Annotated in this window: 5 protein-coding genes, 21 tRNA genes, 3 rRNA genes and 1 riboswitch; of the genes, 25 read left to right on the top strand and 4 right to left on the bottom strand. The window is 46.3% G+C overall.

Translation table 11 applies throughout. The features are described 5' to 3' along the window. Window positions 1-125 precede the first annotated feature (125 nt). Window positions 126-680, top strand: a complete 555-nt coding sequence (locus tag LCD34_RS05115; protein ID WP_017367915.1) for a GNAT family N-acetyltransferase — start codon at window positions 126-128, stop codon at window positions 678-680. A 240-nt stretch (window positions 681-920) separates the two neighbouring features. Here the strand turns inward: LCD34_RS05115 and thiT are convergent, their stop codons facing one another. After that, on the bottom strand, window positions 921-1496 hold the full coding sequence (thiT, locus tag LCD34_RS05110; protein ID WP_007500615.1) for an energy-coupled thiamine transporter ThiT: 576 nt from the start codon (window positions 1494-1496) through the stop codon (window positions 921-923). Between the two features lie 96 nt (window positions 1497-1592). Beyond that, window positions 1593-1695: riboswitch (TPP riboswitch) on the bottom strand. 438 nt (window positions 1696-2133) lie between these two features. Here thiT and LCD34_RS05105 point away from each other — a divergent pair. From LCD34_RS05105 to LCD34_RS04990, 24 genes are all read left to right on the top strand, one after another. Next, window positions 2134-3682, top strand: a 16S ribosomal RNA gene (locus tag LCD34_RS05105). Between the two features lie 182 nt (window positions 3683-3864). Then, window positions 3865-6795 (top strand): 23S ribosomal RNA (locus tag LCD34_RS05100). A gap of 61 nt (window positions 6796-6856) precedes the next feature. Further along, window positions 6857-6972 (top strand): 5S ribosomal RNA (rrf, locus tag LCD34_RS05095). Together the 16S, 23S and 5S rRNA genes form the textbook arrangement of a ribosomal RNA operon. A gap of 558 nt (window positions 6973-7530) precedes the next feature. Beyond that, window positions 7531-7606: transfer RNA gene (locus LCD34_RS05090), tRNA-Val, on the top strand. Window positions 7607-7639: 33 nt separating this feature from the next. Continuing rightward, window positions 7640-7715 (top strand) — tRNA-Thr (locus tag LCD34_RS05085). Window positions 7716-7752: 37 nt separating this feature from the next. Further along, window positions 7753-7828 (top strand) — tRNA-Lys (locus tag LCD34_RS05080). 7 nt (window positions 7829-7835) lie between these two features. Beyond that, window positions 7836-7918: transfer RNA gene (locus LCD34_RS05075), tRNA-Leu, on the top strand. Between the two features lie 30 nt (window positions 7919-7948). After that, window positions 7949-8020, top strand: a tRNA-Gly gene (locus LCD34_RS05070). A gap of 12 nt (window positions 8021-8032) precedes the next feature. Further along, window positions 8033-8118, top strand: a tRNA-Leu gene (locus LCD34_RS05065). Window positions 8119-8129: 11 nt separating this feature from the next. Further along, window positions 8130-8206 (top strand) — tRNA-Arg (locus tag LCD34_RS05060). Between the two features lie 7 nt (window positions 8207-8213). Next, window positions 8214-8290, top strand: a tRNA-Pro gene (locus LCD34_RS05055). 8 nt (window positions 8291-8298) lie between these two features. Continuing rightward, a tRNA-Ala gene (locus LCD34_RS05050) sits at window positions 8299-8371 on the top strand. Between the two features lie 26 nt (window positions 8372-8397). Next, window positions 8398-8471: transfer RNA gene (locus LCD34_RS05045), tRNA-Met, on the top strand. Window positions 8472-8475: 4 nt separating this feature from the next. Beyond that, window positions 8476-8552, top strand: a tRNA-Ile gene (locus LCD34_RS05040). Window positions 8553-8559: 7 nt separating this feature from the next. Beyond that, window positions 8560-8652 (top strand) — tRNA-Ser (locus LCD34_RS05035). A gap of 22 nt (window positions 8653-8674) precedes the next feature. Continuing rightward, window positions 8675-8751, top strand: a tRNA-Met gene (locus tag LCD34_RS05030). Window positions 8752-8766: 15 nt separating this feature from the next. Continuing rightward, a tRNA-Asp gene (locus tag LCD34_RS05025) sits at window positions 8767-8843 on the top strand. 16 nt (window positions 8844-8859) lie between these two features. Beyond that, window positions 8860-8932: transfer RNA gene (locus LCD34_RS05020), tRNA-Phe, on the top strand. Window positions 8933-8956: 24 nt separating this feature from the next. Further along, window positions 8957-9032 (top strand) — tRNA-His (locus tag LCD34_RS05015). A gap of 11 nt (window positions 9033-9043) precedes the next feature. Next, window positions 9044-9117, top strand: a tRNA-Gly gene (locus tag LCD34_RS05010). A 16-nt stretch (window positions 9118-9133) separates the two neighbouring features. After that, window positions 9134-9210, top strand: a tRNA-Ile gene (locus LCD34_RS05005). A gap of 6 nt (window positions 9211-9216) precedes the next feature. Next, a tRNA-Asn gene (locus tag LCD34_RS05000) sits at window positions 9217-9291 on the top strand. A 3-nt stretch (window positions 9292-9294) separates the two neighbouring features. After that, a tRNA-Ser gene (locus LCD34_RS04995) sits at window positions 9295-9385 on the top strand. 7 nt (window positions 9386-9392) lie between these two features. Then, a tRNA-Glu gene (locus LCD34_RS04990) sits at window positions 9393-9464 on the top strand. A 76-nt stretch (window positions 9465-9540) separates the two neighbouring features. On the opposite strand, the gene LCD34_RS04985 is transcribed toward LCD34_RS04990, so the two are convergent. The 3 genes from LCD34_RS04985 to LCD34_RS04975 all read right to left on the bottom strand — a co-directional run bounded on the left by LCD34_RS04985 (window position 9541) and on the right by LCD34_RS04975 (window position 11895). Beyond that, window positions 9541-10017 (bottom strand): TspO/MBR family protein, encoded by a 477-nt coding sequence (locus tag LCD34_RS04985; protein WP_008342900.1) that lies wholly within the window; start codon window positions 10015-10017, stop codon window positions 9541-9543. Window positions 10018-10104: 87 nt separating this feature from the next. After that, window positions 10105-10839, bottom strand: a complete 735-nt coding sequence (locus tag LCD34_RS04980) for a TraR/DksA C4-type zinc finger protein (RefSeq protein ID WP_017367914.1) — start codon at window positions 10837-10839, stop codon at window positions 10105-10107. 117 nt (window positions 10840-10956) lie between these two features. Further along, window positions 10957-11895: a 1,4-dihydroxy-2-naphthoate polyprenyltransferase gene (locus tag LCD34_RS04975; RefSeq protein WP_017358382.1), complete on the bottom strand. Its 939-nt coding sequence runs from the start codon at window positions 11893-11895 to the stop codon at window positions 10957-10959. Window positions 11896-12037 lie beyond the last annotated feature (142 nt).

The following is a 12037-nucleotide window of genomic DNA, read 5'->3' as shown; positions in this document are numbered from 1 at the left end:
AGTCGTACCCAATATATAGGGGTGTTGACAAAATGTCAACGAATATCCATTAGGGATTGAATTTTATAAAATAGAAACTTATCATATGAAACATAGAGTAAGAAATGGCTAAAAGGGGTGTGCAGATGAAGGTTAGACATGCAGTACATAATGATATTCCTAAAATTGCCGAAATTCATGTGAAGAGCTGGCAAACGACTTATCACGGCATTATTTCACAAGAGTATTTAGATGCTTTGAATGTAGGGGAGCGGGAAGAGAGCTGGAGAAGCAGGTCGCTTGAAGGCACGTTTGTCGCAGAGGATGCTGACGGAGTATTTGGTTTTGCTTCCTTCGGAAAACAGCGTGATGAGAGATATTCAATATATGATGGTGAGCTTTATGCCATCTATTTGTTGCAGAGAAAACAGAAATCAGGAGCGGGTATGGCTTTGATTGCAAAAGGTGTGGATTATTTAATAGAGAAAGGCTATCAGAATATGCTGCTCTGGGTATTTGAGCAAAATTCAGCTAAGCAATTTTATCAAAAACTTCAACCTAGTTTTGCCGTCACCAGCCAGTTCGAGCTGGCTGGTGAGAACCATGAAGAAATAGGGTATGGATGGGAACTATCTGTACTAAGTGCTCATGTTCAACAGATTATATCGTCAGCTTCCAGTAATAATGAGAGAAAAAAGTAAAAAGGGTGGCGAGTAAAATATAAGATATAAAAGGAGAAGCCTCTACTTTTCCTTTCACACCTGCTATTTTTAATGCCTCATAGAAACTGGCCAAAAAGTAGGCGAGACTGAGGATGTAACAGCACAGCATAATGGAGTAAGGATTCATTGTCGTACCTCCAGCATGAAATCTTCTACTATTAATAGATTCAATAGAGCAGCAAATTATGCATAAAAAAATAACCCGCTGAAACAGCTGGGTTATTTTTGTCGAGGAAAAACCAAACGAGACGCACTAGGGATGAGTAAACAAAGAACAATACTACAAATGATAAATGAAGGAATCATATATGTGCTGTTATAAACTAATGAATACACCCAACCTGGTGTTCCTTTTGGTGCATAATGAGAAAAGAAGACTACACCTGAAATAAAGAACGTCAGCAGTCTGAAGAAACTGGCGACAAATACAGCTAGGATAATATAGAAGAATTGTTTCTTTCGCTTTTTATCCTGAATGGCTTTTTTAATTGATCCTGAGAATAGCCCGCTTAAACAAATCACAACAGATGCGACAAAGTAATCGAGAAATCCTTGTACAGGTGTAGCAATAATAGGATTGTTCATCAGCTGCAGTCCTGCGATTAACACACCGATGATAAATCCAGCAGACACGCCCCATCTAATGGACATGAGAATGACAGGAATCATGATCAGTGCAATTGACCCGCCGTTTGGCATTCTTAAAAAGAGACCTGATAAATAATCTAAAACAAGTGCAAGAGAAGTCATGATGGCGATCTCCATCAGTCGTACTAATTGATTTGATTGTTGCATAAAAAAATCCCCTTTTCACGAATTGTGCAAGGAGAGACCATGTCAGGATGAGTATGTGATTCATAGAAAAACATATCGGCTTGCATACATGCATGTATGCAAGTGATTCCACATTCCTACTTCAGTATTAACTGACAGGTTCAAAGGGTCAGAACAACGAATTGTTCACTCTCAGCACGAGGCTCCCCCTGCGGTTATTAAATTTCAATCTATTATAAATATACTAAAGACCTACAGGATCAACAATAGTGAATTATGGAGTTAAGCCCTTTTTGTACGAATATATAGGAAGAGATCAGGAAAAATAAATTATTTAGAAAAAATACTTGTTTCTTCTTTTAAAAGGTGTTATATTTGTATTCGCCGCTGAAACAGCGCGGTTGAGAAATAACATTCGAGAAAAAAGTTGTTGACTTCATCTTGATAGAATGTTATATTAATAAAGTCGCTTCTGAGCGATAACGAAAATGATCTTTGAAAACTAAACAAGACAAAACGTACCTGTTAATTCGAGTTTTTATAAAAAAATCCTATGATACATCATAGGTAGTCAGTCAAACGCTGACGAGGCAGGAAATGATCACATGCTAAGTTCGCTACATCGTGTAGCAACGCATGTGTGATATGCATCCTGCATACCTCGGAGAGTTTGATCCTGGCTCAGGACGAACGCTGGCGGCGTGCCTAATACATGCAAGTCGAGCGGACAGAAGGGAGCTTGCTCCCGGATGTTAGCGGCGGACGGGTGAGTAACACGTGGGTAACCTGCCTGTAAGACTGGGATAACTCCGGGAAACCGGAGCTAATACCGGATAGTTCCTTGAACCGCATGGTTCAAGGATGAAAGACGGTTTCGGCTGTCACTTACAGATGGACCCGCGGCGCATTAGCTAGTTGGTGAGGTAACGGCTCACCAAGGCGACGATGCGTAGCCGACCTGAGAGGGTGATCGGCCACACTGGGACTGAGACACGGCCCAGACTCCTACGGGAGGCAGCAGTAGGGAATCTTCCGCAATGGACGAAAGTCTGACGGAGCAACGCCGCGTGAGTGATGAAGGTTTTCGGATCGTAAAGCTCTGTTGTTAGGGAAGAACAAGTGCAAGAGTAACTGCTTGCACCTTGACGGTACCTAACCAGAAAGCCACGGCTAACTACGTGCCAGCAGCCGCGGTAATACGTAGGTGGCAAGCGTTGTCCGGAATTATTGGGCGTAAAGGGCTCGCAGGCGGTTTCTTAAGTCTGATGTGAAAGCCCCCGGCTCAACCGGGGAGGGTCATTGGAAACTGGGAAACTTGAGTGCAGAAGAGGAGAGTGGAATTCCACGTGTAGCGGTGAAATGCGTAGAGATGTGGAGGAACACCAGTGGCGAAGGCGACTCTCTGGTCTGTAACTGACGCTGAGGAGCGAAAGCGTGGGGAGCGAACAGGATTAGATACCCTGGTAGTCCACGCCGTAAACGATGAGTGCTAAGTGTTAGGGGGTTTCCGCCCCTTAGTGCTGCAGCTAACGCATTAAGCACTCCGCCTGGGGAGTACGGTCGCAAGACTGAAACTCAAAGGAATTGACGGGGGCCCGCACAAGCGGTGGAGCATGTGGTTTAATTCGAAGCAACGCGAAGAACCTTACCAGGTCTTGACATCCTCTGACAACCCTAGAGATAGGGCTTTCCCTTCGGGGACAGAGTGACAGGTGGTGCATGGTTGTCGTCAGCTCGTGTCGTGAGATGTTGGGTTAAGTCCCGCAACGAGCGCAACCCTTGATCTTAGTTGCCAGCATTCAGTTGGGCACTCTAAGGTGACTGCCGGTGACAAACCGGAGGAAGGTGGGGATGACGTCAAATCATCATGCCCCTTATGACCTGGGCTACACACGTGCTACAATGGACAGAACAAAGGGCTGCGAGACCGCAAGGTTTAGCCAATCCCACAAATCTGTTCTCAGTTCGGATCGCAGTCTGCAACTCGACTGCGTGAAGCTGGAATCGCTAGTAATCGCGGATCAGCATGCCGCGGTGAATACGTTCCCGGGCCTTGTACACACCGCCCGTCACACCACGAGAGTTTGCAACACCCGAAGTCGGTGAGGTAACCTTTATGGAGCCAGCCGCCGAAGGTGGGGCAGATGATTGGGGTGAAGTCGTAACAAGGTAGCCGTATCGGAAGGTGCGGCTGGATCACCTCCTTTCTAAGGATATATGGAGCAGCGTACGTTTTTCGTCTTGTTTAGTTTTGAAGGATCATTCCTTCAAACATGTCTCTAGCGAGACAGGATTGTTCTTTGAAAACTAGATAACAATAAGTAATACATTCACATTGAATGCAATGCAAAGTTCATCACACATAGTGATTCTTTCTAAAGTGAGAAATGGTTAAGTTAGAAAGGGCGCACGGTGGATGCCTTGGCACTAGGAGCCGATGAAGGACGGGACGAACACCGATATGCTTCGGGGAGCTGTAAGCAAGCTTTGATCCGGAGATTTCCGAATGGGGAAACCCACTGCTCGTAATGGAGTAGTATCCATACTTGAATACATAGAGTATGAGAAGGCATACCCGGGGAACTGAAACATCTAAGTACCCGGAGGAAGAGAAAGCAAATGCGATTCCCTGAGTAGCGGCGAGCGAAACGGGAACAGCCCAAACCAAGAGGCTTGCCTCTTGGGGTTGTAGGACACTCTATACGGAGTTACAAAGGAACGATATAAGCGAAGAGGTCTGGAAAGGCCCGCCAAAGAAGGTAACAGCCCTGTAACTGAAATGTTGTTCTCTCCAGAGTGGATCCTGAGTACGGCGGAACACGTGAAATTCCGTCGGAATCCGGGAGGACCATCTCCCAAGGCTAAATACTCCCTAGTGACCGATAGTGAACCAGTACCGTGAGGGAAAGGTGAAAAGCACCCCGGAAGGGGAGTGAAATAGATCCTGAAACCGTGTGCCTACAAGTAGTCAGAGCCCGTTAACGGGTGATGGCGTGCCTTTTGTAGAATGAACCGGCGAGTTACGATCCCGTGCAAGGTTAAGCAGAAGATGCGGAGCCGCAGCGAAAGCGAGTCTGAATAGGGCGCATGAGTACGTGGTCGTAGACCCGAAACCAGGTGATCTACCCATGTCCAGGGTGAAGTTCAGGTAACACTGAATGGAGGCCCGAACCCACGCACGTTGAAAAGTGCGGGGATGAGGTGTGGGTAGGGGTGAAATGCCAATCGAACCTGGAGATAGCTGGTTCTCTCCGAAATAGCTTTAGGGCTAGCCTCAAGGTAAGAGTCTCGGAGGTAGAGCACTGATTGGACTAGGGGCCCCTACCGGGTTACCGAATTCAGTCAAACTCCGAATGCCGATGACTTATCCTTGGGAGTCAGACTGCGAGTGATAAGATCCGTAGTCGAAAGGGAAACAGCCCAGACCGCCAGCTAAGGTCCCAAAGTATACGTTAAGTGGAAAAGGATGTGGAGTTGCTTAGACAACCAGGATGTTGGCTTAGAAGCAGCCACCATTTAAAGAGTGCGTAATAGCTCACTGGTCGAGTGACTCTGCGCCGAAAATGTACCGGGGCTAAACGTATCACCGAAGCTGCGGACTGTTCTTACGAACAGTGGTAGGAGAGCGTTCTAAGTGCAGTGAAGTCAGACCGGAAGGACTGGTGGAGCGCTTAGAAGTGAGAATGCCGGTATGAGTAGCGAAAGACGGGTGAGAATCCCGTCCACCGAATGCCTAAGGTTTCCTGAGGAAGGCTCGTCCGCTCAGGGTTAGTCGGGACCTAAGCCGAGGCCGAAAGGCGTAGGCGATGGACAACAGGTTGATATTCCTGTACCACCTCCTCACCATTTGAGCAATGGGGGGACGCAGGAGGATAGGGTAAGCGCGGTATTGGATATCCGCGTCCAAGCAGTTAGGCTGGGAAATAGGTAAATCCGTTTCCCGTGAAGGCTGAGCTGTGATGGCGAGCGAAATTTAGTAGCGAAGTTCCTGATTCCACACTGCCAAGAAAAGCCTCTAGCGAGGTGAGAGGTGCCCGTACCGCAAACCGACACAGGTAGGCGAGGAGAGAATCCTAAGGTGATCGAGAGAACTCTCGTTAAGGAACTCGGCAAAATGACCCCGTAACTTCGGGAGAAGGGGTGCTTCTTAGGGTGTTAAAGCCCCGAGAAGCCGCAGTGAATAGGCCCAGGCGACTGTTTAGCAAAAACACAGGTCTCTGCGAAGCCGTAAGGCGAAGTATAGGGGCTGACGCCTGCCCGGTGCTGGAAGGTTAAGAGGAGCGCTTAGCGTAAGCGAAGGTGCGAATTGAAGCCCCAGTAAACGGCGGCCGTAACTATAACGGTCCTAAGGTAGCGAAATTCCTTGTCGGGTAAGTTCCGACCCGCACGAAAGGCGCAACGATCTGGGCACTGTCTCAACGAGAGACTCGGTGAAATTATAGTACCTGTGAAGATGCAGGTTACCCGCGACAGGACGGAAAGACCCCGTGGAGCTTTACTGCAGCCTGATATTGAATGTTGGTACAGCTTGTACAGGATAGGTAGGAGCCTTGGAAACCGGAGCGCTAGCTTCGGTGGAGGCATCGGTGGGATACTACCCTGGCTGTATTGACCTTCTAACCCGCTGCCCTTATCGGGCAGGGAGACAGTGTCAGGTGGGCAGTTTGACTGGGGCGGTCGCCTCCTAAAATGTAACGGAGGCGCCCAAAGGTTCCCTCAGAATGGTTGGAAATCATTCGCAGAGTGTAAAGGCACAAGGGAGCTTGACTGCGAGACCTACAAGTCGAGCAGGGACGAAAGTCGGGCTTAGTGATCCGGTGGTTCCGCATGGAAGGGCCATCGCTCAACGGATAAAAGCTACCCCGGGGATAACAGGCTTATCTCCCCCAAGAGTCCACATCGACGGGGAGGTTTGGCACCTCGATGTCGGCTCATCGCATCCTGGGGCTGTAGTCGGTCCCAAGGGTTGGGCTGTTCGCCCATTAAAGCGGTACGCGAGCTGGGTTCAGAACGTCGTGAGACAGTTCGGTCCCTATCCGTCGCGGGCGCAGGAAATTTGAGAGGAGCTGTCCTTAGTACGAGAGGACCGGGATGGACGCACCGCTGGTGTACCAGTTGTTCTGCCAAGGGCATCGCTGGGTAGCTATGTGCGGACGGGATAAGTGCTGAAAGCATCTAAGCATGAAGCCCCCCTCAAGATGAGATTTCCCATTCCGCAAGGAAGTAAGATCCCTGAAAGATGATCAGGTTGATAGGTCTGAGGTGGAAGCGTGGTGACACGTGGAGCTGACAGATACTAATAGATCGAGGACTTAACCTATATTATAATGTGAAAAATGAACATTGTTATCTAGTTTTGAGAGAACATTCTCTCCATCAGGTTTGGTGGCGATAGCGAAGAGGTCACACCCGTTCCCATACCGAACACGGAAGTTAAGCTCTTCAGCGCCGATGGTAGTTGGGGGTTTCCCCCTGTGAGAGTAGGACGCCGCCAAGCTTTTCAAAGGATCAGTTCCAATCGGAACTGGTCTTTTTTGTGCTGTTTGAAAGAAGATTACTTTGATACATATGTGGTATAAATCAGGTTGTTTTAATTTACTATAAGCGTGGAGATGCTCTAAATTAACGTGAAAGTCTGTGAAGCATGTTCACTTTTAAGTATGGAGAAAAGTAATAGAGAGAAAGAATAGCAGGTGTATAGATGCCTGATACAAATTCATTCATTTAAATGGAGTTGTATCAGGCTATTTTATTGAAATCAAAACATTCATTGCGTTTAACAGTTGAAATAAAGAAATATCTATATCATTAAAGTATAAAAATTGAAAGGCTGCTGATATTTTTAAAGGATTTACTCGTTTTTAAAGAGAATATAGAGAAGAGAAATACAGCTGTTAATCGCTGAATTGAAGCTATTTTGACTGGTAACATAAACATCATCTGTTAAAAGAAATACGTCATGAAAAATGAAATAAAATTTTTTTAATATAGCCTTTACAAATGAGTAAAACCTGTATATAATAATCTTTGTCGGATCGAGAGATTCCTACATAGTGGAGGATTAGCTCAGCTGGGAGAGCATCTGCCTTACAAGCAGAGGGTCGGCGGTTCGAGCCCGTCATCCTCCACCATATTTATTCTCACATAATGTTAGGATAGATAAAGCCGGTGTAGCTCAACTGGTAGAGCAACTGACTTGTAATCAGTAGGTTGGGGGTTCAAGTCCTCTTGCCGGCACCACTTTCATATGGTAAGATAGACAAGTCGCTTTAAAAGCGAGCCATTAGCTCAGTTGGTAGAGCATCTGACTTTTAATCAGAGGGTCGAAGGTTCGAGTCCTTCATGGCTCACCATTTTCATGCGGGTGTGGCGGAATTGGCAGACGCGCTAGACTTAGGATCTAGTGTCTTTATGACGTGGGGGTTCAAGTCCCTTCACCCGCATTGCCAAACAACATAAAGAAATCCTGTAATGCGGAAGTAGTTCAGTGGTAGAACACCACCTTGCCAAGGTGGGGGTCGCGGGTTCGAATCCCGTCTTCCGCTTATACCATCCACGCCGGGGTGGTGGAATTGGCAGACACACAGGACTTAAAATCCTGCGGTAGGTGACTACCGTGCCGGTTCAAGTCCGGCCCTCGGCATTATAAAATAAGCGCCCGTAGCTCAATTGGATAGAGCGTTTGACTACGGATCAAAAGGTTAGGGGTTCGACTCCTCTCGGGCGCGCCATTAAGATCGGGAAGTAGCTCAGCTTGGTAGAGCACTTGGTTTGGGACCAAGGGGTCGCAGGTTCGAATCCTGTCTTCCCGACCATCTTTTATGGGGCCTTAGCTCAGCTGGGAGAGCGCCTGCCTTGCACGCAGGAGGTCAGCGGTTCGATCCCGCTAGGCTCCACTTTTTAAAAGATTATTTTATATCATGGCGGTGTAGCTCAGCTGGCTAGAGCGTACGGTTCATACCCGTGAGGTCGGGGGTTCGATCCCCTCCGCCGCTATAAAGGACCTTTAGCTCAGTTGGTTAGAGCAGACGGCTCATAACCGTCCGGTCGTAGGTTCGAGTCCTACAAGGTCCACCATCTATACGGAGGAATACCCAAGTCCGGCTGAAGGGATCGGTCTTGAAAACCGACAGGGGTGTCAAAGCCCGCGGGGGTTCGAATCCCTCTTCCTCCGCCATATTTTTAAAAAATGATATCATCGCGGGGTGGAGCAGTTCGGTAGCTCGTCGGGCTCATAACCCGAAGGTCGCAGGTTCAAATCCTGCCCCCGCAACCAAATTTTTTCTCTATTGGTCCGGTAGTTCAGTTGGTTAGAATGCCTGCCTGTCACGCAGGAGGTCGCGGGTTCGAGTCCCGTCCGGACCGCCATTTTAAATGAATACATGGCTCGGTAGCTCAGTTGGTAGAGCAACGGACTGAAAATCCGTGTGTCGGCGGTTCGATTCCGTCCCGAGCCACTTTTACAAATAAATATTAGTATGGCGGTTGTGGCGAAGTGGTTAACGCACCAGATTGTGGCTCTGGCACTCGTGGGTTCGATTCCCATCAATCGCCCCATACATATTTTTGCGGGTGTAGTTTAGTGGTAAAACCTCAGCCTTCCAAGCTGATGTCGTGGGTTCGATTCCCATCACCCGCTCCATTTGCATATCGTTCATGGGCCTGTAGCTCAGCTGGTTAGAGCGCACGCCTGATAAGCGTGAGGTCGGTGGTTCGAGTCCACTCAGGCCCACCATGACTTTCCGCAGTAGCTCAGTGGTAGAGCTATCGGCTGTTAACCGATCGGTCGTAGGTTCGAATCCTACCTGCGGAGCCAAATGGAGAAGTACTCAAGTGGCTGAAGAGGCGCCCCTGCTAAGGGTGTAGGTCGCGCAAGCGGCGCGAGGGTTCAAATCCCTCCTTCTCCGCCATTTTTCTGGCCCGTTGGTCAAGCGGTTAAGACACCGCCCTTTCACGGCGGTAACACGGGTTCGAATCCCGTACGGGTCATTTTTTAAAGAGGTCTAATAAAGACCTCTTTTTTATTTTCCGCAAAACGAAAGACCGCCATCATAGCGGTCTTTTCTTACATATTCATGGAATAGATCGTATAAGACAAGTATGTCGCAAAGAATCCCCATAAAACATAAGGAATCAATAAAATTGGGACAACATTGCTTAGTTTACGTGAGACGATGACAAGCGCGAGTGCTGTCAGTGCTACAAGCAGGCAGTCAATCGTAGCTGCAAATAAATCTTTTTGTGTAAATTGAAAAAAGCTAAAGGCTTGATTGAATACATAATTTAGAAGAAAAAGAATCCAAAATGGTAATGTGATTTTTTGAAAACCATACTTTGCATAAATGATGGCGGCAGATAACGAAATGAGGGCGAATAAGACAGCCCAGACCGCACCGATGACACCACCACTAGGTGTCCATTCAGGTTTATTTAGTGCGTCATACCATTCTCTGTCGATAGGGAACAGGAACCCTGCAATAGAAAATAATGCGTATGTAATAAAGAAGACGATAACCGCCCAAATGATACTTTTTTTAGCCATCCAGAAATCTCCTCCCAATCAATTCACTCTTCAACTTATTTCCCAATTATTACATGATATAAACATCAAGCCCCCAATATGTGGGGACTAATGATTTTTTTTAGTATAAGGTTCTTCTTCGTACGGCTTCAAGTCACCAAACACCGTCATGACACCTTCTTCATCTAATGCTTCTTCATAAGCTTCGTGTGCTTTATTTGGATAGACCTTGCTTGCTTTACCTTCAATATCAGCAGCTGCAAATCCTTCGTAGTCTTCCACATAATCTTCATCTTCTGATTGTGTATACACATCATCGTAAGTCAATGGAGGAAATTCCATATCGGATGGGGTATCAGAGTTTCCATAGCGTTCTACATCTTGGTAGGCATCTTCGCCATCATATGCAGCACTTTCTTCATTTTCAAATTGCCCTGAGGGCGGACTTAATAAGTCCTCTTCAATGGGACGGTTTTGTGAAACAGTCTGTTCTTTGGAATGCTCTGTGCATGTGACGGCGGTGGGAAGGGCTTCTAAGCGTTCTTTAGGAATAGGGGCTTTACACACTTTACACAAACCATAAGAGCCGTCTGCCATTGCTTGGAGTGCTTCATTGATATCGGACAGATGCTCATGTTCCAAACTGTTTAAGGCAATGTCTTTTCCGCGTTCGAATAGTTCTGTTCCTTGGTCGCCAGGGTGGTTATCATAGGCTGACAGTTCGCCCACTGAATCATAAGGAAATGATACTTTCTGTTCATCGTCATGGCTTTTGGCTTCAATTTCTTGTTTTTCATCGAGAAGTCGCTGCTTCAACTGATGTAATTCGTTTTTAGATAACAAAGCGATCACCCTTTCATATCAAACATATTGTTAGTATGAGCAAATTTTTATGTAAGACTTGTGCCAATTTGAAGCAATTCTTCAATAAAAAACGCCTGCGGCTGCAGGCGTTTCGTGTTATGCGAGATAGTATTGTAAGATCAATGCGATCGTTAACAGGAAACCAAAAAACGTATTGGTTTGTGCTGTCGACTTCATGGCATTCATTAATTCAATTGGTTTTTCTTTTTGCTTAAATTCTTTAATGGCTGTATAAGCTTTTGGCACACTGAGTAAGACAAGAAGACTCCAAAGACCCACGATATCCATAAAGATATAAACAAAAATGAGTACATATGAGATCACAAACATGGAAAGTAGGATGTTGACTGCCGCTTTACGTCCAGCTAGGATAGCAAGTGTCTTTCGTCCATTCTCTTTATCACCGTCTAAATCACGGATATTGTTCGACAGTAAGATGGCACCAACTAAAATAGAGATGGGTAATGAAATGAGCACAGCTTTTGATGTCAATGTTCCTGTTTGGATATAGAAACTAATTAAAATGATGCCTAGTCCCATAAAAGCACCTGATACAAGTTCTCCAAATGGTGTATAAGCAATTGGTACAGGACCGCCGGTATAAAAATAGCCTGCTGCCATACAAATTAGTCCTATGAGTGCAATCCACCAGCTAGACATCATGCAAATATAGATACCAAGTAATAAAGAAAGCGCGAATAAGGCATAAGCGAGGCCTAAAACTGTTTTTGGTTTTACACCGTTTCTCACGATCGCTCCACCGATACCGACAGATTTCTCATTGTCCAATCCGCGAACATAATCAAAGTACTCATTAAACATGTTCGTTGCAATTTGGATAAACATCGATGCAAATAGCATAGCTAAAAATAGCCCAACATGTATTTGACCACTCGGAAGTGCTAGGACAGTTCCTAAAGTAACGGGAATAAATGCCGCTGTTAATGTATGCGGTCGTAGTAAATTCCACCAAATCCGCCAGTTCTTATCAGGCTTAATTGGTGAAAGCTGATCTGATATCGATTGATGCTGCATAAAATATACTCCTTTAAATAAAAAAATACGTACACGTCCAAATTCCAGTTTAGCAAAGTTCAAAAAGGTGTCAATATATTGATGCGATGAAACAAGAAAAAGATGTTTGCTAATCGTTCCCATCTAGAGAGAAAGCTTGATC

The sequence above is a fragment of the Bacillus sp. RAR_M1_44 genome (genome assembly GCF_020165935.1).
Taxonomy (GTDB): Bacteria; Bacillota; Bacilli; order Bacillales; family Bacillaceae; genus Bacillus; species Bacillus altitudinis.
This window is presented reverse-complemented; position numbering and strand designations above follow the sequence as displayed.

What these genes read in the sequence shown, in the direction of transcription:
- LCD34_RS05115 (WP_017367915.1), top strand. Translation starts at nt 126, where the DNA reads ATGAAGGTTAGACATGCAGTACATAATGATATTCCTAAAATTGCCGAA.
- thiT (WP_007500615.1), bottom strand. Translation starts at nt 1,496, where the DNA reads ATGCAACAATCAAATCAATTAGTACGACTGATGGAGATCGCCATCATG.
- LCD34_RS04985 (WP_008342900.1), bottom strand. Translation starts at nt 10,017, where the DNA reads ATGGCTAAAAAAAGTATCATTTGGGCGGTTATCGTCTTCTTTATTACA.
- LCD34_RS04975 (WP_017358382.1), bottom strand. Translation starts at nt 11,895, where the DNA reads ATGCAGCATCAATCGATATCAGATCAGCTTTCACCAATTAAGCCTGAT.